At 69.9% G+C, this 21513-nt stretch carries 17 protein-coding genes; 8 read left to right on the top strand and 9 right to left on the bottom strand.

From position 1 onward, the window contains the following. Window positions 1–204: 204 nt before the first annotated feature. On the bottom strand, window positions 205–1362 hold the full coding sequence (locus FWJ24_RS13540; protein WP_150288366.1) for a flagellin N-terminal helical domain-containing protein: 1158 nt from the start codon (window positions 1360–1362) through the stop codon (window positions 205–207). A gap of 209 nt (window positions 1363–1571) precedes the next feature. Here FWJ24_RS13540 and FWJ24_RS13535 point away from each other — a divergent pair, with 209 nt between their 5' ends. The 4 genes from FWJ24_RS13535 (at window position 1572) to FWJ24_RS13520 (ending at window position 7076) form a co-directional block, all read left to right on the top strand. Then, complete coding sequence (locus FWJ24_RS13535) at window positions 1572–1763, top strand: hypothetical protein (protein WP_150288365.1); 192 nt, start codon at window positions 1572–1574, stop codon at window positions 1761–1763. 213 nt (window positions 1764–1976) lie between these two features. After that, entirely contained in the window at window positions 1977–5255 is a 3279-nt protein-coding gene (locus FWJ24_RS13530; RefSeq protein ID WP_166443724.1) for an SEL1-like repeat protein, read from the top strand. A gap of 97 nt (window positions 5256–5352) precedes the next feature. Next, on the top strand, window positions 5353–6282 hold the full coding sequence (locus FWJ24_RS13525; RefSeq protein WP_150288363.1) for a sulfite exporter TauE/SafE family protein: 930 nt from the start codon (window positions 5353–5355) through the stop codon (window positions 6280–6282). Further along, a complete protein-coding gene (locus tag FWJ24_RS13520; protein ID WP_150288362.1) occupies window positions 6279–7076 on the top strand; it encodes a TIGR02186 family protein in 798 nt (265 codons plus the stop codon). Before FWJ24_RS13525 ends, FWJ24_RS13520 begins: the two co-directional genes overlap by 4 nt. Before the next feature lie 4 nt (window positions 7077–7080). Here the strand turns inward: FWJ24_RS13520 and pdeM are convergent, their stop codons facing one another. From pdeM to FWJ24_RS14855, 3 genes are read right to left on the bottom strand one after another with little or no spacing between them, the layout of a single operon-like run. Continuing rightward, window positions 7081–7800 (bottom strand): ligase-associated DNA damage response endonuclease PdeM, encoded by a 720-nt coding sequence (pdeM, locus tag FWJ24_RS13515; protein ID WP_150288361.1) that lies wholly within the window; start codon window positions 7798–7800, stop codon window positions 7081–7083. A gap of 2 nt (window positions 7801–7802) precedes the next feature. Beyond that, a complete protein-coding gene (locus FWJ24_RS13510; RefSeq protein ID WP_150288413.1) occupies window positions 7803–10349 on the bottom strand; it encodes a ligase-associated DNA damage response DEXH box helicase in 2547 nt (848 codons plus the stop codon). Window positions 10350–10388: 39 nt separating this feature from the next. Further along, window positions 10389–11294 (bottom strand): class I SAM-dependent DNA methyltransferase, encoded by a 906-nt coding sequence (locus tag FWJ24_RS14855; RefSeq protein WP_150288360.1) that lies wholly within the window; start codon window positions 11292–11294, stop codon window positions 10389–10391. 94 nt (window positions 11295–11388) lie between these two features. On the opposite strand from FWJ24_RS14855, the gene FWJ24_RS13500 reads away from it, so the two are divergent. Beyond that, on the top strand, window positions 11389–12411 hold the full coding sequence (locus tag FWJ24_RS13500; protein WP_150288359.1) for a ligase-associated DNA damage response exonuclease: 1023 nt from the start codon (window positions 11389–11391) through the stop codon (window positions 12409–12411). After that, window positions 12408–14039, top strand: coding sequence for a cisplatin damage response ATP-dependent DNA ligase (locus FWJ24_RS13495; RefSeq protein WP_150288358.1), 1632 nt, complete (start codon window positions 12408–12410; stop codon window positions 14037–14039). Before FWJ24_RS13500 ends, FWJ24_RS13495 begins: the two co-directional genes overlap by 4 nt. On the opposite strand, the gene FWJ24_RS13490 is transcribed toward FWJ24_RS13495, so the two are convergent. Beyond that, window positions 13969–15516: a hypothetical protein gene (locus tag FWJ24_RS13490; protein WP_150288357.1), complete on the bottom strand. Its 1548-nt coding sequence runs from the start codon at window positions 15514–15516 to the stop codon at window positions 13969–13971. The genes FWJ24_RS13495 and FWJ24_RS13490 overlap by 71 nt on opposite strands. Window positions 15517–15709: 193 nt before the next feature. Here FWJ24_RS13490 and FWJ24_RS13485 point away from each other — a divergent pair, with 193 nt between their 5' ends. After that, entirely contained in the window at window positions 15710–16369 is a 660-nt protein-coding gene (locus FWJ24_RS13485) for a response regulator (protein WP_150288356.1), read from the top strand. Window positions 16370–16385: 16 nt separating this feature from the next. On the opposite strand, the gene FWJ24_RS13480 is transcribed toward FWJ24_RS13485, so the two are convergent. Further along, complete coding sequence (locus FWJ24_RS13480; RefSeq protein WP_150288412.1) at window positions 16386–17462, bottom strand: quinone-dependent dihydroorotate dehydrogenase; 1077 nt, start codon at window positions 17460–17462, stop codon at window positions 16386–16388. Between the two features lie 36 nt (window positions 17463–17498). Beyond that, window positions 17499–17864, bottom strand: coding sequence for a DUF952 domain-containing protein (locus FWJ24_RS13475; RefSeq protein WP_150288355.1), 366 nt, complete (start codon window positions 17862–17864; stop codon window positions 17499–17501). A gap of 146 nt (window positions 17865–18010) precedes the next feature. Between FWJ24_RS13475 and FWJ24_RS13470 the strand changes: the two genes are divergently transcribed. Further along, entirely contained in the window at window positions 18011–18637 is a 627-nt protein-coding gene (locus FWJ24_RS13470; protein WP_150288354.1) for a S24 family peptidase, read from the top strand. Between the two features lie 2 nt (window positions 18638–18639). On the opposite strand, the gene FWJ24_RS13465 is transcribed toward FWJ24_RS13470, so the two are convergent. Beyond that, window positions 18640–20370, bottom strand: coding sequence for a lysine--tRNA ligase (locus FWJ24_RS13465; RefSeq protein ID WP_150288353.1), 1731 nt, complete (start codon window positions 20368–20370; stop codon window positions 18640–18642). A gap of 59 nt (window positions 20371–20429) precedes the next feature. Further along, window positions 20430–21356 carry a transporter substrate-binding domain-containing protein gene (locus FWJ24_RS13460; RefSeq protein ID WP_246155688.1) on the bottom strand — a complete coding sequence of 309 codons (927 nt, stop codon included), beginning with the start codon at window positions 21354–21356 and terminating at the stop codon, window positions 20430–20432. Window positions 21357–21513: the final 157 nt, after the last annotated feature.

Here is a 21513-nt window from a genome sequence, read left to right as displayed (position 1 = left end):
AAGGATCGCGATGGAAGCCGCGGGCTGGCGCCCCGCAAAGCGATCTCTTTTGTTTACATATAAACTATCTTGCCGCTTGGCAAGCGGCATCTGCACCAGACTGGCAGCAAAGCGGTCAATTTCAACGGATTTGTGAAGCGATGTCGTGGAAATGCGGACGGCGCGCCGCGCCGTCCGCGATTTTGCCGCTGTTGTCGCAGATGGTTAGAAGAGACGCAGCACGCTTTGCTCCGATTGCGTCGCGAGGCTGAGCGCGGTCGAAGCAAGCTGCTGACGGGTGTTGAGCGTGACGAGCTTCGCCGCCTCCTCGTCCTGGTTGGCGAGGACCAGCAGATCCGACCCCGTTTCGAGCGTGTCGATCAGGTTGTTGGTGAAATCCTGCCGCGTCTGCACCACGGAAAGGTTCGAGCCGAAGGTCGAAGCCTGGTTGCGCAGCTTGGTGATCGCCGTGGTGAGATTGCCGAGGGCGTCGTTGATGTCCTTGTCCGATTGCCAATTGTTGGTGGATGCGGCGATGGAGAGGCCCGTCGCGTTGAACTTGACGCCCGAGATCGTCACCGAAGCCGTGTTGACCTCGTTGAACTGCACCTTGAGCGAGCCGCCATCGAGCAGATTGATGCCGTTATAGGAGGAATCGGCCGCGAGCTGGTCGATCTGGGTGCGCAGCGCGTCGAACTGCGCGGCCGCATCCTTGCGCGTCGTATTGGTGTTGGTCGCGGCGGTGAGCGTCGCGCCGCCGAACAGCGTCGAAACCTTCGCCGCCGCCGAGCCCGACACCGTCAGCGCCGCGCCGTCGAGCGCCTCGATCATGATCTGCCCCTGCGCGTTCAGCGATGCCTGAACCTTCAGCGGGCCGCCGCTCGGGTTGAGCGTTGTGTTGGTGTTGATGTTGTTGATGACATCATTGACATCGTCGCCGGCAGCGAAGGTCAGGATCGTGGTGCCGTTGACCGTGATCGTGTCGCCGACCGCGAAGGCGCCAGCCCCCGCCGAGGAGAGCACGGTGGCGCCGGTGAGCGGGGTGGTGTTGGCGCCGGTGACCTTCGGCGTCGTCGAGGTGGATTGCAGCGCCTGCCGGGCGGATGCCTGCGCCGATTCGACGAGCTTGGTCAGCGCCTTGATCGCCTTGTCGGCCGCCTCGATGACCTTGACGCCCTGCCCGATCGAATCGAGGAGGGACGAGAGATCGCGAGCACGGTTGGAAAGGCCCGAGGAGGTGAAATAGTTCACCGGGTTGTCGAGCGCGGAATTCACGCGCTTGCCTGTCGCCAGCTTGAGCTGCTGCTGCTGCTGCGCGGTAGTGGTGGACTTGATGGCGGCGAGCGACTGGCGAACGCCAACGGAGAGGGTGATATCGGCCATGTGGCACCTTTCTGGGTCAATCCGGAGCGCGGGATGCGTCCGATGCCGCAACCTATGCGTGCAAATTGCTAATTAAAGCTTTCGGTTGTTTTGGTTGATTTATACACGCTATGATTGTGCATTGAATCGGAATTCGGGGAAAGAGCCCGCTCGGCGGGCACCGATGTTCCTTCCGGCCCCCCGGGCCGACAACCTTATGGGGCGCTGCCATGCCTGAACGTGATATCATCAAGAATATCATTGACTTCGCCTTCATGATGAAGGCTCAGCTTCATTCCGACGAAACCGCGCTGCTGCGCTCGATCCTCGCGATCGCTATCATGGAGGCCGAGGATCTGATCGAAATGATCGATCAGAATGTCGCCGATATCCTCGATGCGCGCAGCAGGGCATCGCGATAACGCCACGCCCCCATGCGCCGCATGCATCGGTCGAAGCAGAGGCGGCGCCGGCCAGAAATGCCGGGGGATTAACCCACCGTTTACCTTAATGCGGAAAAGCTGCGAGGGCGCGGGAACGGGTGATTCCAACCGGCTGATTCGCCCCGCCCGCTGCCAAAAGCGCGCCGCAGCCGCATGCGGCGACGGGAAGCGGGACCGGTTATGGCGAATGCAATGCCGTGGAGCATCCGGGGGATCGACCCCGAGATTCGGGAGCAGGCGGTCGAGGCCGCGCAGCGCTCCGGCCTATCCGTCGGACAATGGCTGAACCAGGTCCTGTCCGGCAGCCTCGATGCCGACGAGGACGAGGCACCCGCCTATGCCGCCCCGCGCCGGGCCCGGCGCCCGGCACGGCTCGACGATCTCGCCGAACGGCTCGACCGGCTCGGCAAGGGCCGCCCGGGCCGCAGTGGCGACAACCAGCAGATGGTGGAACTTCTGGAAAACGCCGTCGAGGCCATGGAGCGGATCGAACGCCGCGGCCTCGCCGGTGTCGAGCCGCCCCGCCGCGCCGGACCGGAACGGATCGCCGACATCCTTCAGGGCCTCGAACGCCGGCTCGAGGCGCTGAACCGGCCGGAGCCGCCGGCCGCGACACCGCGCGCCAGTGCCGACAACGCCATTTTCGCCCGCACTCTGGCCGAGATCGAGGCGCGCCGCCGCCATCTCGATGCCGAGCCCGCACCCGGCCATCCCCGCCCGGAGAGCATGCACGAGACACTCGGCGCACTCGTCGCTCGGATCGACGAAATGCGCGCCCGCCCGGCCCCCGACACGGCTCGCCTCCAGGACCGGCTCGACGAAATCGCCGCGCGCATCGCGGAATGGCGCGGCGAAAGCCGCGGCGACGATCTCAAGGCGATCCGGCGCGATCTTGCCGGGCTCGCCGATTCGGTGGCGCAGCTCGCGCCGGCGCGCCTCGTCGGCCTCGTCGAGGAGGCGGTGGCCGGGGTCGCGGGACGGCTCGGCGCGGTGCAGGATGCGCTCCCGCCCCGGCTCTCCGCCGCGATCGAGCGCATGCACGAGGATATCCAGGCGGTCCTGCGCGAAATGGCCGGCGGGCGCGGCATCGAGCGCCTGTCGCAGGAGATCGGCAATCTCGCGCGTCGGCTTGACGGGCTCGCCGCCGGCACCGCCAGCGCCGGACGCCTCGACGAGATCGCCCGCGAGACGGAGAGCCTCCGCACGCTGGTGACGCAGGCGCTGCGCGCGCAGCCGCTCGAAGGGCTGGCGCGCCAGATCGACGCGCTCGGCCGGCAGATCGAGCATTTCCGCGCTTCCCCCGACGCCGACCGGGCGGTGATCGACGCGATCCGCGATGTCCGCGACCGGCTGGAGCGAATCGATCCGGCCGCCGCCTTCCGGGGCATCGAGCAGCGCCTGTCCGGCATCGGCCGGATCGAGGATAAGATCGACGCGCTGGCGAGCGGCATGAAATCGCTCGCCAGCGGCGTCCAGCCATTGCCGCAGCTCGATTCCATCGCCGAGCGGCTCGAACGGATCGACCGCGCGCTCGACTCGGGCCGCGATACCCCGCTCGGCGGGCTCGACCAGATCGCAACCCGGCTCGAGGCCATCGGCGCAACGCTCGGGCAGGCCGTGCAGGCGCCGGCGCAGGGCGAAGCCGTGCTCGCGATGCTGGAGCGGGTGGCCGCGCATCTCGACGCGGCCCGGCAGGCGCCGCCCGATGCCGCCGGCCTCGACCGCCTTCATGCCGAGATCGCCCATATCGCCCGCCGCATCGACGAGAATGCCGGCGAGGGCACGCGCGGGATCGAGCGGGCGATCTCCGATCTGTTCGCCGAATTCGATTCGACCCGCCGCGACCTGCATTCCGCAGCGGAAAAGGCCGCACTCCGCGCCGCGCAGGAGGCGCTGCGCAGCGCGCCGCGCGACGAGGCGAGCGACGCGCTGGCGGCCGAGGGGTTGTTGCTGATCAAGCGCGATCTCGGCGAATTCAAATCCGCGCAGAGCGAGGCCGACCGCCGCACCCGGCAATTGCTCGAAGGCTTGCAGAACACGCTCGAAACGCTCGTTCAGCGCATGGGAATGCTGGAAACGGGCGGAAGGTCTCATCACCCCGCCCCGCCGGAGCGCGCCGAGGCCCCACCCGCTGCGCCGGCGATGCCGGCCATGCCGACCGTCACCCCGCGCGATCCGGCGCCGCCCGGCGAACCGTCCCGCACCGGGATGAAGCGATCGGCCGAGACGCCGGAAGCCACGCAGACGACCCCCCAAACGATGGAGGATCTGCCGCTGGAACCGGGGCAGCGCCCCGGCGAGGCGCGGCCGGCGGACCCGAAGGCGAGCTTCATCGCCGCGCGCCGCGCGGCCCAGGCGGCGGCGCGCAGCCAGGCCGAGACGAGCGAAGCGCAGACCTGCCGGATCGCCGGCGGGCAGCGCGAAGCGGCGGCAGCGAGCGCGCCCTCGGCAAGCTTCCTGGTGCGGGCGCGCAAGCCGATCCTGCTCGGGCTTGCGGTGTTCGTCCTCTCGGTCGGGGCGCTCAAGGTCTGGACGAACCGCAATCTCGGTCCGGTCGTCGAAGCGCCGCCGAAGCCGGCTGTCAGCGCGCCGGCCGAGGGCGACGAGGCGCCGCGCACCACGCAGGGCATCGGCACGCCCTCGGCCCCCGCCGAGGGGCAACCGATTCCGACGATCGGCACGGCAAAGGATGGCAAGCGCGCCCAGCGGCTCCAGGATTCGAACGCCATCGCGCAGACCGACCCTCTCGCCGTAGGGTCGATCGGTGGGGACGGCACCGCGCGACCGATCGAGACCGGGCGGCATGCCGTCGCCGCACTGATCGAGGAAAGCGGCTTCAAGGGCGAGGACGCCCTGCGCGAGGCGGCGCTCGGCGGCAATGCCCCGGCGCTGTTCGAAATCGGCGCGCGCTTCGCCGATGGCCGCGGCACGGCGCGCAACCCGCAGGCGGCGGCGCGCTGGTTCGAGCAGGCCGCCGCGGCCGGGCATGCGCCCGCACAATACCGGCTCGCGAGCCTATACCGGGAGGGACGGGGCATCACGAAGGATCAGGCGCTCGCCTTCCAATGGTTTGACCGCGCCGCCGCACAGGGCCATGTGCTCGCCATGCACAATGCCGCCGTGCTGCTGGCCGAAGGCGTGCACGGCGCGCCGGATTATGCCGGCGCCGCGCTGTGGTTCCGTCGCGCGGCGGAACACGGGGTCAAGGACAGCCAGTTCAACATCGCGATCCTGTTCGCACGCGGGCTCGGCGTGAACCAGGATCTCGGCGAGGCCTATCGCTGGTTCGGCATCGCCGCCGCGCAGGGCGACCAGGACGCGGCCAGGAAACGCGACGACATCGCCGCGCGGCTGACCAAGGACCAGCTGGCAAAGGAAAACGAGCGAATCAAGGCGTTCAAGCCCGCCCGGCCGAACGCGGCCGCGAACGAGCCGGGCAATTGGGCCCGGATCGCGGCCCGCGCGCCCTGAGCCATCCGCTCGGCGGCGGTTGACGCCGTCGCGGCAGCGGCCCAATAGGAAGGGACGAGGCGGCCGGTCCGTTCGGCCGCGCGACGCGATATCGCCGATGCAGCTCTATCTCCCGATTGCGGAACTGCCGCTCAACCTGTTCCTGCTGCTCGGAATGGGCGGCGCGATCGGGTTCATCTCGGGGCTATTCGGCGTCGGCGGCGGCTTCCTGCTCACCCCGCTGCTGATCTTCGTCGGCGTTCCGGCGCCGGTCGCGGTGGCGAGTTCCTCGGTCCATATCGCCGCGTCCTCGGTGACGGGCACGCTGAATTACTGGCGGCGCGGCGCGCTCGACGTGAAACTCGGCATCGTGCTCGTCATCGGCGGCCTCGCGGGGACGCTGTTCGGCGTGCTGTTCTTCAACCAGATGCGCCGCCTCGGCCATCTCGATCTCGTCATCACGCTCTCTTACGTGACGCTGCTGATGTCGGTCGGCTGCCTGATGTTCGTCGAGAGCATCGGCTCGATGCTGAGCCGCCGACGCGCCGGCAAGCCCGTGCCGCTGCGCCAGGCGGGCGAGCATCGCTGGTATGAACGCCTGCCCTTCCCGATGCGCTTCCATCGCTCGAAAATGTCGACGAGCGTGCTGCCGCTGCTGGCGCTCGGCGCGGTGATCGGCTTCATCGGCACCGTGCTCGGCATCGGCGGCGGTTTCCTCGTCGTCCCGGCGCTGATCTATTTCTTCCGCATCCCGACCTCGGTGGTCGTCGGCACCTCGCTGTTCCAGATCGTCGCGACGATGCTCGTCGCGACCTGGCTGCATGCGACGATCTCGCAGGCGGTCGATCTTCTCCTGGCGCTGACGCTCGTCGTGGGCGGAGTAATCGGCGCGCAATTCGGCGCGCGCACGGGGCAGACGCTCAAGGGCGAGCAGTTCCGGCTGCTGCTCGCGCTGCTGATCCTGATCGTCGGCGTGCGCTTCGCCTTCGATATCGTCGGCCAGCCGAACGATCTCTATTCGATCAGCGCCTCCGAGGTCGAGCGATGAGCCGGCGGGCGAGCCGTCGCCTGCGGCACCAGGGCCTGCTCCTCGCGGCCCTGCTCGCGGCGCTGCTGCCCGGCGCGGGGCGCGCCGAGGAGCTGGTGCTCGCGCTCTCGACGCGCGAGGTCGCGATCACCTCCACCTATACCGGCGCCGAGATCACCGTATTCGGGCTCATCGAGCGCGATGCGCGCACCATCGCCCGCTCCGGCAATTACGATGTCGTCGCCAATGTCCAGGGGCCGCAGGGCGATGTCGTCGTGCATCGCAAGGGCAGGTTCGGGCCGATCTGGCTCACGGATCAGCGTCGCCGCTACATGCGCATTCCGCTGTTCTTCTCGCTGCTCACGGCGCGGCCGCTGCACGAGATCACCGACGAGGCGGTGCGCGAGCGGCTGAAGCTCGGGCTCGAATACTTCCTTCCCGACGCGGCGCGCGTGTCGGATGCGCAAGGCGGCAGCGAGTTCGGCTTCCGCAACGCGCTGCTGCGGCTGCGCCGCGAGGAGGGCGCGGTGACGCAGAACGAGCGCGCCGTGACCATGATCCGCCCCAATCTCTTCACCGCGACGATCCAGTTGCCCGCAAAGGCGCCGACCGGGCTCTATCTCGTCAACATCTCAGTGCTGTCCGAGGGGGTGCCGCTGAAGACCGCGCAGGCCGGCTTCGTGGTGCGCAAGGTCGGTTTCGACGCTTTCGTCGCCAATGCCGCGCGCAACGAGGCCTGGGCCTATGCGCTGTTCTCGGTGGCGATGGCGATCCTGCTCGGCTGGATCGCCAATATCGCCTTCCGGCGCGACTGACGCCTCAGCCCATCACCGCGGCGAGCGGAACGCGGCTCAACCCGGCGCGCCCAAGCAGGAAGGCATGCCCCGCCCGATCCGGAAACCAATCCGCGATCGCCGGGTCATCGGCATCGAGCGCCCCGGTCAGCGCGCCGAAGGCCGGCAGGACGAGCCGCGCCGGCGAGAGCAGGAAGCAGCGCCGGCGCAGCGCGCCCGCGCGCGTGCGCAGCCGCGCGGCCGGGTGGAGATGGCCGACGATCTCGGGCCTTCCGTCGCGGCAGGGCAGATGCCGCAGCACCACATCGCCGATCCGCAGTTCCGGCAGCGCCCGGCCGGGCAGCGGAAGCGGCGGCACGGGATCATGGTTTCCCGCGATCCAGACCAGTTCCGCCCGCGCCGCGAGCCCGGCGATCAGCGCCGGCCCCGGCGACGCGGCGCCGAAGGTGTGAAGCCGCGAATGGAAGCTGTCGCCGAGCAGCACGATCCGCCGCGGCGCCAGCGCCCCGGCAAGAGCGGAGAGCGCGCCGAGCGTCGCCACCGAATCATGCGGCGGCAGCAGCCGGCCGCGCGCGGCGAAGCTCGCCGCCTTCTCGAGATGGAGATCGGCGACGATCAGCGTCTCCTCCGCCGGCACCAGCGCCGCGCCCTCGGGATGCAGGATCAGATCGAGACCGCCGAGCCGGACGGGCACCGCACCGGCCAGGGACGAAGAGACGGGCACAACGGCGGTGATGGCGGGCATGCTCACGCCTCCGCCCCGCCATCTGCCGGCCCGGGCTCGTCCGCCGCTTCCTGCATCAGCCGCTCCGCTTCCTCCGCGATCGCCGCGTCGCCCGCTTCGCCATAGACCGGTTCGCGCCCGATCTCGAGCATCACCGGCACCGCGAGCGGCGATATCCGCGCCAGCGGATGATGCGCGATTCGCCCGCGGATCCGCATCAGGAAGTCCGAGAGGCGGCGCAGATCCATGAGGCCGGACGCCGCATCCGCCCGCGCGGCCGCCAGCAGGATGTGATCCGGCTCATGGCGGCGCAGCACGTCATGAATCAGATCGGTGGAGAGGGTCAGCGCCCGCGCCTTCTTCTCCATGCCGGGAAATCGGCGCTCGATCAGCCCGGAGACGATCGCGCAATGGCGGAAGGAGCGCTTCATCAGGGCGCTCTCGGCGAGCCAGGCCTCGAGATCGTCGCCAAGCATGTCGGGGTCGAGCAGCGCGCCGAGAAAGCCGGGCTCGCGCGCGACACAGCGCTGCGGGTCGCCGAGCATCCAGGTTGCAAGCGCGTAATCATTGGCGACGAAACCGAGCGGCTTCAGCCCGGCGCGTTCGAGCCGCCGCGTCAGCAGCATGCCGAGCGTCTGATGCGCGAGCCGGCCCTCGAACGGATAGAGCACCAGAAAATGCCGGCCGGCGCGCGGGAAGCTCTCGATCAGGAGATCGTCCCGCCCCGGAAGCCCGGATCTCGCCTGCTGGAGCCGCAACCAATCCGCGACCTGCGCCGGCAGGCACCGCCAATGCGCGGGATCGGCGATCAGCGCGCGCACGCGCGCCGCAAGATGCGTCGAAAGCGGGAACTTGCCGCCCGCATAGGAGGGGATCATCGGATCGCGCCCGGCGGCGCGGCTTGCGATGACGCGATCCTCGACGAGCCCCTCGAATTTCAGCACCTCGCCGGCGAAGACGAAGGTATCGCCCGGGCTGAGCCCCTCGGCGAAATATTCCTCGATCTCGCCGAGCAGCCTGCCGGGACGCAGGGCTCCGCCGCGTCCGGCGCCGAGATGGACCTTGAGCATCGTCTCCTCGACGATGGTGCCGACATTCATCCGGTAGCCCTGCGCGAGGCGCGGATTGGCGATCCGGTAACGCCCCCCGGCATCGCGCTTCAGCTTCGCGAACCGCTCGTAGACGCGCAGCGCATAGCCGCCATCGGTGGCGAAGGCGAGGATACGGTCGAAATCGGCGCGCGGGAGGCCGCAATACGGCGCCGCCGCCGTCACCTCGCGGAACAGCGCATCCGGCGCGAAAGGCTCCGCGCAGGCCATGCCCGTGACGTGCTGGGCGAGCACATCGAGCGCGCCGGTGCGCGCCGTCCGGGCATCCTGCTCGCCGGCCGCGGCGGCCTCGATCGCCGCGCGGCATTCGAGCATCTCGAACCGGTTCGAGGGCACAAGCAGGGCGCGCGAGGGGGTGTCGAGCCGGTGATTCGCACGCCCGATGCGCTGCAGCAGCCGGCTCGCCCCCTTCGGCGCCCCGATATGGACGACGAGATCGACATCGCCCCAATCGATGCCGAGATCGAGCGTCGAGGTGCAGACCACGGCATCGAGCCCGCCGGCCGCCATCGCCGCCTCGACCTTGCGGCGCTGCGCGACATCGAGAGAACCGTGATGCAGGGCGATGCGCAACCCGGCCTCGTTGATGTCCCACAGCATCCGGAACACGAGTTCGGCCTGCATGCGGGTATTGACGAAGATCAGGCTGAGCCGGTGCCGGCCGATCGCCTCGTAGACCTCGCCCATCGCGTGGCGCGCCGAATGGCCGGACCAGGGCAGTCGCGCCGCCGTTTCCAGAATCCGCAGGTCCGGGGCGGCGGCCAGCTCGCGCGGTACCGTCACGAGATCCGCCATGGCGCCGGGCGGCTCCTGCGGCACCAGCCAGCGGCGCAGCGCGTCCGGCTCCGCGACCGTCGCCGACAGCCCGAACCGGATCGCCGCTGGCGCGAGAACCGCGAGCCGGGCAAGGCCGAGTGCGAGGAGATCGCCGCGCTTGCCCGGCGCCAGCGCGTGCAGTTCATCGACGATGATCAGGCGCAGTTCCGAGAAGAAGCGCCGCGCCTCCCCGTGAGAGAGCAGCAGCGCGATCTGCTCCGGCGTGGTCAGCAGGATGTCCGGCGGCTGGCGGAGCTGCCGCTGGCGGCGGGCGGCGGGCGTATCGCCCGTGCGCGCCTCGACGCGGATATCGAGCCCCATCTCCGCAATCGGCGCCTCGAGATTGCGGGCGATATCGACCGCAAGCGCCTTGAGCGGCGAGATATAGAGGCTGTGCACGCCGCGCGGCGCGGCGCGCGGCGGGCGGGCGGCCAGTTCGACAAGGGCGGGCAGGAAGCCGGCCAGCGTCTTGCCGGCGCCGGTCGGGGCGATCAGGAGCGTGGATCGCCGCGCCGCGGCCTGCGCCAGCATCTCCGCCTGATGCGGGCGGAGGATCCAGCCGCGCTGCGCGAACCAGCGCGCGAAGGCCGGCGGCAGGGCGCAAGGATCGTCGGGCGCTTCGGGGCTGGAATCGGCGGGCGGCATCGCCGCCAAGGTGGCGCCCGGGCCGCCGGCCGGCAAGGCTCAGCCCCGGCCGAAGACGAACAGCATGCCGGGCACCGGCCGGCCGCGATCCATCCGCGCCGAGACCGGCTGCTGGCGCCGCAGCCGCAGCCCGGCGGCCGCGCCCGCCGCCCGCACCAGCGCCGGCGCGTGATGGACGCGCTGATCCGCCCCGAGGATCGCGCCCGCGCCGGCCTGGCTCTGGATGGTGAAAGCGAGCCGGCCAGCCGGCGCGAGCACCCTTGCCGCCGCACACAGCACCGGCGCGAGATCCGCGACATAGCAGAACACATCCGCCGCCAGCACGAGATCGACGCTCTCCGCCGCTTCCCCCCCGAGATGGGAGCAAAGCTCCGCCTGTTCGAGGCGGGCATAGAGCCCGGTCTCGCGCGCCTTCGCCAGCATGGCGGCGGAAAGGTCGACACCCGTCCATTCGGCGCCGGGGATCGGCAGGGCGCGCGCCATCAGTCCGGTGCCGCAGCCGAGATCGAGCACGCGCCCGATTCCGGAAAGCCCCCCCTCCTCCCGCAGCGCGACCGCGATCAGATCGGGCGCGATATAGCCGAGTATCCCGGTCAGATGACGGTCGAAGCGCGGGGCGTATTCGTCGAACAGCGCCGCGACATAGGCCTCCGGCATCACGACGCGCCCCTCGATCCGGGCGAGGATCAGCCCGGCGCCCAGCCGGTCGGATGGATCAAGGGCGAGGCAGGCCGCCGCCGCCGCCCGCGCCGCCTCGGGATCGTCGCCGAGCAAGGCCGCCTCCGCGAGCCCGTGCAGCGCCGGCGGCCAGACCGGCGCGCGTTCGAGGACCTGCGCGAAGAGGTCGCGCGCCGCCCCGGCATCGCCCTCCGCGAGGGCGGCGCGGGCATAGGCGAAACGCCGGTCGGCGATGAGATCGCCGGAGGTCGAGAGATCGTTCGGCACGACAATCCTGCGCGCTTGCTCGGAGCCGACCTTCCGTATGCCGCGCCGGCGCCTATGTGAAGGGCGGGAGACTAGCGAGAGCCAAGCAAGAGGCATGTCCGTCCGGCCAGAAGACCTGCTCCATCCGCGGCCCGAGGGGCTCTATTGCCCGCCGGGGAATTTCTTCATCGATCCGCTGCAACCTGTCGGGCGCGCGCTGGTGACGCATGCCCATTCCGACCATGCCCGCCCCGGCCATGGCGCGGTGCTGGCGACCCGCGAGACGCTCGACATCATGGCGATCCGCCTCGGTGCGGATTTCTGCGGCACGCGCCAGATCGCCCCTTACGGCGAAACGATCGTGGAGGGCGGGGTCGCGATCCGGTTCGAGCCGGCCGGTCATGTGCTCGGATCGGCGCAGATCCTGCTCGAATGGCGCGGCTGCCGCATCGTCGTCTCGGGCGATTACAAGCGCCAGGCAGACCCGACCACGCCCGCCTTCGCGCCGATTTCCTGCGATGTCTTCGTCACCGAGGCGACCTTCGGCCTGCCGGTCTTCCGCCATCCCGACCCGGCCGCGGAGATCGCCAAGCTCCTTGCCTCGCTGCGCCGCTTCCCGGAGCGAGCGCATCTCGTCGGCGCCTATTCGCTCGGCAAGGCGCAGCGCGTCATCCGGTTGATCCGCGATGCCGGCTACGACGCGCCGATCCATCTCCACGGCGCGCTGGAGAAGGTCACGCGCTATTACACCGAGCGCGGCATCCCGCTCGGCGATCTCCGTCCGGCGACCGGCGCGGCCAGGGCCGATCTCGCCGGCGCGCTGGTTCTCTGCCCGCCCGCGAGCCTCGCCGATCTCTGGTCGCGCCGTTTCCCCGACCCGGTCACGGCGGTCGCGAGCGGCTGGATGCGCATCAAGGCCCGGGCACGGCAGAACGGCGCCGAATTGCCGCTTGTCATCTCCGACCACGCCGATTGGCCCGATCTCACCGCGACGCTGCCGCAGACCGGCGCCGGCCAGATCTGGGTAACGCATGGCCAGGAGGACGCGCTCGTCCATTGGTGCCAGGCGGGCGGGTGGGCGGCGCGGCCGCTGCGGCTCGTCGGCTATGGCGACGAGGATGCGGGAGGCGCGGCATGAGGGCCTTCGCCGAATTGATCGACCGTCTCGCCTTCGAACCGCGCCGGAACGCCAAGCTCGCGCTCATGACCGATTATTTCCGTGCGACGCCCGACCCGGACCGCGGCTATGCGCTGGCGGCGCTGTGCGGCGCGCTCGATTTTCCCGCCGCCAAGCCGGCGCTGCTCAAGGCGCTGATCGCCGAGCGCGCCGATCCGGTGCTGTTCGCGCTCGCCTATGATTATGTCGGCGATCTCTCGGAAACGATCGCGCTGATGTGGCCGGCCCAGCCGGCCGAAGCGGAAACCGGGCGGCTCGGCGCGATCGTCGCGGCGCTGGGCGAAACGCATCGCGCCGCCTTGCCGGCCCGGATCGCAGCCTGGCTCGACGCGCTCGACGAGCAGGGGCGCTGGGCACTGCTCAAGCTGATGACGGGCGGCTTGCGGATCGGCGTCTCGGCGGCGCTCGCTCGGCAGGCAGTGGCGGCTCTGGGCGGCGTCGCCGCGGCGGAGGTCGAGGAGGTCTGGCACGCAATCGCGCCCCCCTATCCCGCGCTGTTCGCCTGGCTGGAGGGGCGCGGCCCGCGCCCGGATGCGGCGGACGCGCTCACCTTCCGCGCGCCCATGCTCGCCCATCCGCTCGACGAGGCCGAACTCGCCGCGCTCGACCCGGCGGATTTCATCGCCGAATGGAAATGGGACGGGATCCGCGTCCAGGCGGCGGCGCGGCCGGGGGAGACCCGGCTGTTCTCGCGCTCCGGTGACGAGATCACCGCCGCCTTCCCCGATCTCGCCGCCGGGCTCGGGTTCGACGGTGTGATCGACGGCGAGCTGGTCGTCATCCATGACGAAACGGTGGCGCCCTTCTCCGCGGTGCAGCAGCGCCTCAACCGCAAGCAGGTCGGGGCGCGGCTTCTCGCCGCGTTTCCCGCCCATCTCATCGCCTATGATCTCCTGTTTGCGGGCGGCGAGGATCTGCGCGCCCTGCCCCTCCTCGCGCGCCGCGCCCGGCTCGAAGCGCTCGTGACGGCGGCCGGCACGGCACGCCTCCGGCTCTCGCCGCTCATTCCCTTCGCGGATTGGCCCGAACTCGCCGCGCGGCGCGCGGACTCGGCCGCAGATCCCGCGATCGAGGGGGTGATGCTCAAGCGCCGCGACAGCCCCTATCTCGCCGGCCGGCCCTGGGGGCCGTGGTTCAAGTGGAAGCGCGCGCCGGATCTCGTCGATTGCGTGCTGATGTATGCCCAGCGCGGGCATGGCAAGCGCTCCTCATTCTACTCGGATTTCACCTTCGGCGTCTGGGATGGGGAGCGGCTGGTGCCGGTCGGCAAGGCCTATTTCGGCTTCACCGATGCCGAACTCGCCGAACTTGACCAGTTCGTGCGGCGCAACACGATCAACCGCTTCGGCCCGGTCCGGGAGGTGGCGCATGGCGCCGGGGGCGGGCTCGTGCTGGAAATCGCCTATGAGGGCTTGCAGGTCTCGACACGGCATCGCAGCGGCATCGCGATGCGCTTCCCGCGCATCCACCGCATCCGCTGGGACAAGCCCGCCGCCGAGGCCGACCGGATCGAGACGCTCAGGGAACGCCTGGGTGCGGCGCCGCCTCCGTCGCGGCGGACGGTTCCGGCGCGCGACGACGGCGGATGAGACGCGCCGCCGCGATCAGCCGATAACCAGCCATCGCCGCAAGAATGGTCAGCGCCAGCCCGAGCAGCGCCCAGCGCGCGAAGCCGGGTTCGACTGCAACGCCGCGCGCCTCAAGGGTGTAAAGCAGCGTCCCCAGCACGAGCAGGCTGAGCCGGGCCATGGCGAGCCGGAAGCCGCGCAGCGCGCGCGGATGCGCGAGGCGGAACAGCACACGCTCCGAGAAGCCGCTCGCCGCGGCAAGGACCAGCATGCCGAGCCCGCTCAGCGCGATCAGCGGCGGCAGGATGCCCCAGATGAAGCCCAGTGTCGCCGGATAGCCGCCCGACAGCGCCAGCGCTGGCGCGGCGAGACCGGGCGCGAGGCGGATCGCGCCCGGCGGCAGGATGTCGCGCAGCCCCGCGCGCCCGCAAGCGCGCGCCGCCGCAAGCGCATCCTCCGGCGCAAGGCCGCAGGTGGTGATCCAGCCGCGAACGGCGTCGTCGAAGACGAAGAGCGGCCATTGCCCGACCGGAACGCCCGCAAGGCGCGTCGAGATCAGGGTTTCGAGCGCATCGCGCGCCGCAGCCGCCGCGAATGCCAGGCCGAGCGCCAGCGCAAGCCCGAGCGCCAGGCCCCGAAGGCGCGCCGCCGCTCCGGCCAGCGGCGCCGCCGCCTGCTGGAGCGCGAGGCCGAGGACAAAGCCGATCGCGAGCGGAACCCCTTCGCGCGGTGCCGAGGGCAGGAAGGCGGCGATCCGGGTCCGGTCAGGGATCGCGCCCGTCATCCGGCCGAGCCAGGCCATGCCATCCGCATCCGGCGCGAGATCGCGCAGCGCCTGGATGCCGAGCGGCAGCAGCGCGGCGAGAAGCGCGATCACGATCAGGAACAGGGCCGCGCGGCGCAGCCCGCCGATCCCGCCCAGCAGGGGGATGGCGGCGGCAAACACCGCCGCGAACAGCCAGAGCCGCGTGCGCGGCCAATCCGTCGCCGCCTCGAGCCGGCCGAGGATCACCGGCAGGCCGGCGGCGAGGATCAGGATCAAGGCCAGGACGGCCGCGAGCGCGGCGATCGCAAGCGCGCCGCGCGTCCCCTCGCCCGGATCACGGTCGCGCAGGCGCAAGGCCCGCTCGTCGGTCGCGAAACGCCCGAGATCGCGCCAGGGATTGAAGGGGGCGACGAGCGGCGCTGCCACGAAGCCCAGGATCAGCGCGCCATAGGCTCCCGGTCGCGGATCAGGCCCGCCCTCCACCAGCACGAAGCCGGCGACGAGCGTCACCGCAACCAGCGCCGCGAAGCCGGGGATCGCCCCGCGCGGCGCCCCGACGAGGTAGCGATGCAGCCGGCTCGTCATGCTCGCCAGTGCCAGTGCCAGCCCCGCGACGAGGAATTGCGCGAGCATGGCGGCGGAGGCGAGCCCCGCGCCGAGCCCCATGCGCTCGCCGAGCACCAGCAGGCCGAACCCGGCCAGCGAGAGCGCCAGAACCAGCCCGCCGATCATGTCTTAACCCTTGCTCCCAGCCCGTTTCCCCCGCGCCGCCCGGCCGAGGGACCAGACGCGCCCGAGGCGAAGTCTTGCACGCCGTCTTGGCCGTCTTGCCAAGTGACATGAAGGGCGTTCATCATCAAACACAACCGACAAAGACGAGCATGGTGCCGCGCGAACGGCACCCAGAGGAAACGGCGGAACGGGCATGGGCGAGACCAAGACGGCGAACGGGCCGGGCATCATCATCGTCGCCGACGATCATCCGCTGTTCCGCGGCGCGCTCCGGCAGGCGATCGGCGGGATCTTCGATCCGCTGACCGTGATCGAGGCCGGCACGCTCGACGAGGTGACGACCGCGCTCGGCGGCGCACCGGAGGTCGATCTCGTGCTGCTCGATCTCAAGATGCCCGGCGTCAACGGATTCTCCGGCCTTACCTATCTGCGCGCGCAGCACCCTTCCGTGCCCGTGGTGATCGTCTCCGGGATCGACGATGCCGCGACCATCCGCACCTGCATGGAATTCGGCGCGGCCGGCTACATCCCCAAGACGACGCCGATCGAGACGATCAACCGCGCCATCCGGCACGTGCTCGCCGGCGACACCTGGACGCCGCCGGATATCCCCCTCGCCGAGGGCGACAAGGAAACGGCCGACCTCATCCGCCGTCTCGCAAGCCTCACCCCGCAGCAGATGCGGGTGCTGACCATGCTCTCCGAGGGGCTTCTCAACAAACAGATCGCCTATGAACTCTCGGTTTCCGAGGCGACGGTGAAGGCGCATGTCTCGGCGATCCTCGCCAAGCTCGGCGTCGAGAGCCGCACGCAGGCGGTGATCGCGGCCGCCCGCCTCGACCTGCCGGGCTGAGAGCCGCCGGCCGCGCTCAGGCACCGGCCTCGGCCCAGGTCGCGGCGTTGCGCCCCACCAGCGCCGCGACGGAGCCGACCCCCTCGCGCTCGATGGCCGCGAGAAGCCGCGCCTTGATCTCCTCGATCAGCGCCGGGCCGCGATAGACGAAGCCCGAATAGACCTGCACCAGCGAAGCGCCGGCCGCCAGCTTGGCGACCGCATCCTCGCCGCTGAGGATGCCGCCGACGCCGATCAGCGGAAAAGCGCCGGCAACGCGCTGGAAGGCCTGCGCTAGCAGGATCGTCGAGGGCCTGAAGAGCGGCCGGCCCGAAAGCCCGCCAGCCTCGCGCGCGACCCCCTTCTCGCGCAGATCCCGCGGCCGCGCCACGCTCGTATTCGAGACGATCATCCCGTCCACCGACCGCCCGCGCGCCACGGCGACGATGTCGTCGAGTTCGGCGAGGCCGAGATCCGGCGCAATCTTCACCAGGATTCGCGTCCGGAGATTGTCCTCGGCGCGCGCATCGACCACGCGGGCGATCAACTCGTCGAGGAAGGCGCGGCCCTGGAGATCGCGCAGGCCGGGGGTGTTCGGCGAGGAGATGTTCAGCGTCACGAAATCCGCCAGCGGCCCCAGCCGGCGGATCAGCGCGACATAATCGCCGAGCCGATCGGCGCTTTCCTTGTTGGCGCCGAGATTGATGCCGAGAATCCCCGTACGGCGCAGGCGGCCCAGGCGCGCGGCGACAATCTCGGCCCCCTCGCTGTTGAGGCCGTAGCGGTTGATGATCGCCTGATCGCGCAACAGCCGGAACACGCGCGGGCGCGGATTGCCGGGCTGCGGCCGCAGGGTGACGCCACCCACCTCGACGAAGCCGAAGCCCAGCCGCCGCAGCGGCTCGGCGACCCGCGCCCCCTTGTCGAACCCGGCGGCGATGCCGATCGGGTTGGGGAAGCGGAGGCCGAACGCAGTCAGCGCCAGGCGGGGATCATCCGGTGCGGGCGCGGGGAGCGGCAGGCGGGCCAGGGCCGCGATCGCGAGATCATGCGCGCGCTCGGGATCGACGAACCGGAGCGCCGGCTGGAGAAGCGGATAGAGCGAAGACAGCATCGCGACCATCGGGGCACCGTCCGGAGCGCGGGCCGATCAATCCGGCGCATCGAGCGACGGAAGCACCGGCCGACCCACCGGATCGAGGGGAATCGGCTTGTCCCACAGGACCGCCGCCAAGGGAAGTGGGGCGTAAAGATGCGGGAAAAGCGCCCCGCCGCGCGAGACCTCGTCGCGCAGCGCCGCACCGAGCGGTGCCGGATCCACCGCAAGCAGGACCAGATCGAGGCGCCCGGAGAAATGCTTCCGCGCGGTCTCGGCGAGTTGATCGGCATAGGAGAAATGGATGAAGCCGTCGCGCCGGTCGACCTCGGAGCCGTCGAACAGCCCCGCGACGCGGAAGCCCTGCCATTCCGCCGCGCCGAGGATTTTGTAGAGCAGACGCGGGCGATGCGGAGTCATCCTGCGGACCGGATATGACGCGGAAGACCATCCGGGCCTTGCTCCCGCCCGACCTGCTCCCGCACGTTTCAATTCGTATCAGTATTTTAGCGGAATTGTTTGGTACAATCAAAATTGGTAGTCGAGCCCGAGTTGTGAATATCGGAATGACAATGCTGACGCACGCGCAGATCTGGGCCGCGATCGACGCGTTGGCGCAGCGACAGGGCCTTTCGATTTCGAGCCTCGCCAAGCGCGCGGGCCTCGACCCGACGACGTTCAACCGCTCCAAGCGGATCAATGCGGAGGGGCAGGCGCGCTGGCCCTCGACCGAATCGATCGCGAAGGTGCTGGCCGCCACCGGCGTTGGCGTTGATGAATTCCTCGGCATCGTCACCGGCCAGCCGCGACCCGGCGCCCGGCTGCCCTTCCGCCCGCTGGAGGCCGGGCTCAGCGAGGCCTTCGACGAAGGCGGCCGGCCTCGATCGCGCGGCTGGGACGAGATCAATTTCCCGGGTCGCGACACGACAGGGTTGTTCGCGATCGAGGTGCGCGGCAAGGCGCTCGCGCCTGTCTATGCGGATGGCGACATCCTCATCGTCTCGCATGAGGCGCCGACCCGGCGCGGCGACCGCGTCTTCGTGCTGCCGCATGCCGGAATGCCGATGATCGCCGTGCTCGGACACCAGACGGCAACGCATGTGCAGTTCTTCTCCGTTACCGGGGAATCCTTGCCGGCGCGGCCCGCCGGGCAGATCCGCGCCATCTGCCGCATCCTCTGGGCGAGCCAATAGGCTCACCCCGCCGGGGGCACGCCCCGCGCCGCGAGGAAGGCGGCGTGCGCGGCGATGAGGCGCCCGGCCAGCGCCGCCTCGATCAACCGCACGGTGTTCGCCACGCCGTAGATCGCCGCGAAGGAACCGAAACGCGGGCCGCGCTCCTCGCCGAGCAGGATCTGGTAGAGGGCATTGAACCAGGCGTTCGAAACTCCCGGCCGCTCCGGTGTCGCGCCCTTGGCGGCGAAATCCTGGTAGCGCGGCACGATGCGGGCGACATTATAGACAGCTTCCTGTATCATCTCTGCCGTCGCCCCATCGGGGAGCGCCGCGAGTTCCCGCGCCAGGGCTTCGAGCGCCGGCCGCTCGACCTCGTCCGGCGCGCGGTAGACCTTCTTGGGCTTCACGAAATCGGCGAAATAGCGGATGGCATAGCCGACGAGGCCGTCAAGCCGGGGATGGGTTGCGGGCGAGACCCCCGGCGCATAGCGCTGGAGGAAGCCCCAGAGCACGGCCTTGTCCTCGGCATTGGCGACGGCGACAAGGTTGAGCAGCAGTGCGAAATCGACCCGCGCCGCCGTCTGGTTGCCGCCGCCGGCCGCGACGCGCTCCGGCGCCGGCGGCGCGCCGCCATGGATGTGCCAGACCGGGTTGGCGAGCCGCGCCTTCGCATCCTGCCGCTCGAATCCGTCGAGATGAGCGAGATAATCATCGACTGCGCGGGGGATGACGTCGAAATAGAGTCTCTTGGCCTCGCGCGGCTTCTGGAACATGAACAGGGCCAGGCTCTCGGGCGCGGCATAGGTGAGCCATTCGTCGATCGTCAGGCCGTTGCCCTTCGATTTGGAGATCTTCTGGCCGAGTTCGTCGAGGAACAGCTCATAGACGTAATGCTCCGGCGGCATGCCGCCGAGGATGGCGCAGATCCGGTCATAGATCGCGGCATTGGTCTGGTGATCCTTGCCGAACATCTCGAAATCGACATCGAGTGCCGCCCAGCGCATGCCGAAATCCGGCTTCCATTGCAGCTTGACGTTGCCGCCGGTCACCGGGAGCGTGACATCGGTGCCGTCCTCGTCGGCGAAGGTGATCGTGCCCGCCTTCGCATCGACCTTCTTCATCGGCACATAGAGCACGCGGCCGGTCGTCGGCGAGATCGGCAGGAAGGGCGAATAGGTCGCCTGCCGCTCCGCCCCCAGCGTCGGCAGCATCACATCCATGATCGCGTCATAGCGCTCGGCGGCGCGCAGCAGCACCGCGTCGAACCGGCCGGCGCGGTAATATTCGGTCGCGCTCGCGAATTCGTAATCGAACCCGAACGTATCGAGGAAGCGCCGCAGCATCGCGTTGTTGTGATGCCCGAAGCTCGGGTAATCCCCGCCGAACGGGTTCGGCACCGCGGTCAGCGGCTTCTGGAGATGCGCCTCGAGCGCAGCCTTGTCCGGGACGTTGTCCGGAACCTTGCGCATGCCGTCGAGATCGTCCGAGAAGACGAGCATCCGCGTCGGGATGGCGCCGCCGGTCAGCGTCTCGAAGGCGCGGCGGACCATGGTCGTCCGCACCACCTCGCCGAACGTGCCGATATGCGGCAGACCCGAAGGGCCATAGCCGGTCTCGAACAGGACGTGATCCTTGCCGCTTTTGGCGAAGCCGCCCTTGCGCTCCAGCCGCGCCACAAGTTTCCGCGCCTCCTCGAAGGGCCAGGCATTCGAGGTCTGGGCGGCGTCGCGATAGGCGGAAAGATCGGTCATGAGGTCCGGCGGGTTCGGGAAAACCCGCTTTCGTTACGGAGCCGGGCCCCGGCCGTCAATCAATAGTAGGGGATCGGGAAATGCTTGAGATAGAGCTTGGCGTAGCGTCCGTCGCGGCTGATGCGCCAGAGCGCGTGGTCGATCGCGGCGCGCAGGGCGATATTGCCGCCCTTCACCACGATGCCGGCCCCCTCACCGAAGAACCGGCTCTCGGTGAAGGGACCGCCGAGAAAGGCGCAGCAATCGAGCGATTCCGAGCCGTTCATCCAGAAGGCGATGGCGATGCCGTCGCCGAAGGCGAGATCGGCCTCGCCGCGCCGCATCGCCTCCAGCGCCTGATCGATGCGCTCGAAGCGTTTGAGCGTCACGGCCGGAAACAGCGCGTTGAGGAAAGCCTCGTGCGCGGAGCCGCCGACCACGGCAACCGTGCGGCCGCGGATCGCGGCGATATCCGTGATCGCGCCGTCGCGCCGCGTCGCGAAGCGGGCCGGCGAGCGATGCGTCGGCAGCGATACCTCGTAGCGGGCGCGGAGTTCGGCGGTGATCCGGTGGCCGGCGATCACCGCATCGGCCTCGTCGCGGTCGAGCGCCGGCAGAAGCAGATCCCAGCGCCGCGGCTGGACCGCGCAGGACACCGCGAGCTCCGCGCAGATCGCGCGTGCGAGATCGATGTTGAAGCCGGCGAGCTGGCCGTCGCGCCCGATATAGTTGAAGGGCGGAAAATCCTCTTCCGTAACGAAGCGCAGCGCGGTGTTGCGCGGCAATTCGCGGCGCTCGATCCGCCGGTCCGGATCGATGACGAGCGGGATCGTCACAGATGGCACCGGCCCGGCCGCTCCGCCCCCCTGCGCCCTCCCCGGCCCGGGGGCAAGCGCCAGCACGAGGATCGATGCCGCGAGGCCGCCGGGCCGGCGCAGCGCGCCGATCAGGCCGCGGATCGGAGAAAGGAGTTCCATCGCCATCGCCATCGCCATCGCCATCGCCATCGCCGAACCGTTTATCCAGCGCGGCGACGGGAGAGCTGGCTCGGTTTGTTTGAACAGTTTCGGGGCGTTTCCTAAGTGGATTCCTGCCTCGGTTAGGCCGCCATCGGGATTGCTGGCAGCGCATTGAAGTACGCCTCGTCCGGGGTCAACCGGCCGA

The organism is Rhabdaerophilum calidifontis (genome assembly GCF_008641065.1).
In the GTDB taxonomy this organism is placed as follows: Bacteria; Pseudomonadota; Alphaproteobacteria; order Rhizobiales; family Beijerinckiaceae; genus Rhabdaerophilum; species Rhabdaerophilum calidifontis.
This window is presented reverse-complemented; position numbering and strand designations above follow the sequence as displayed.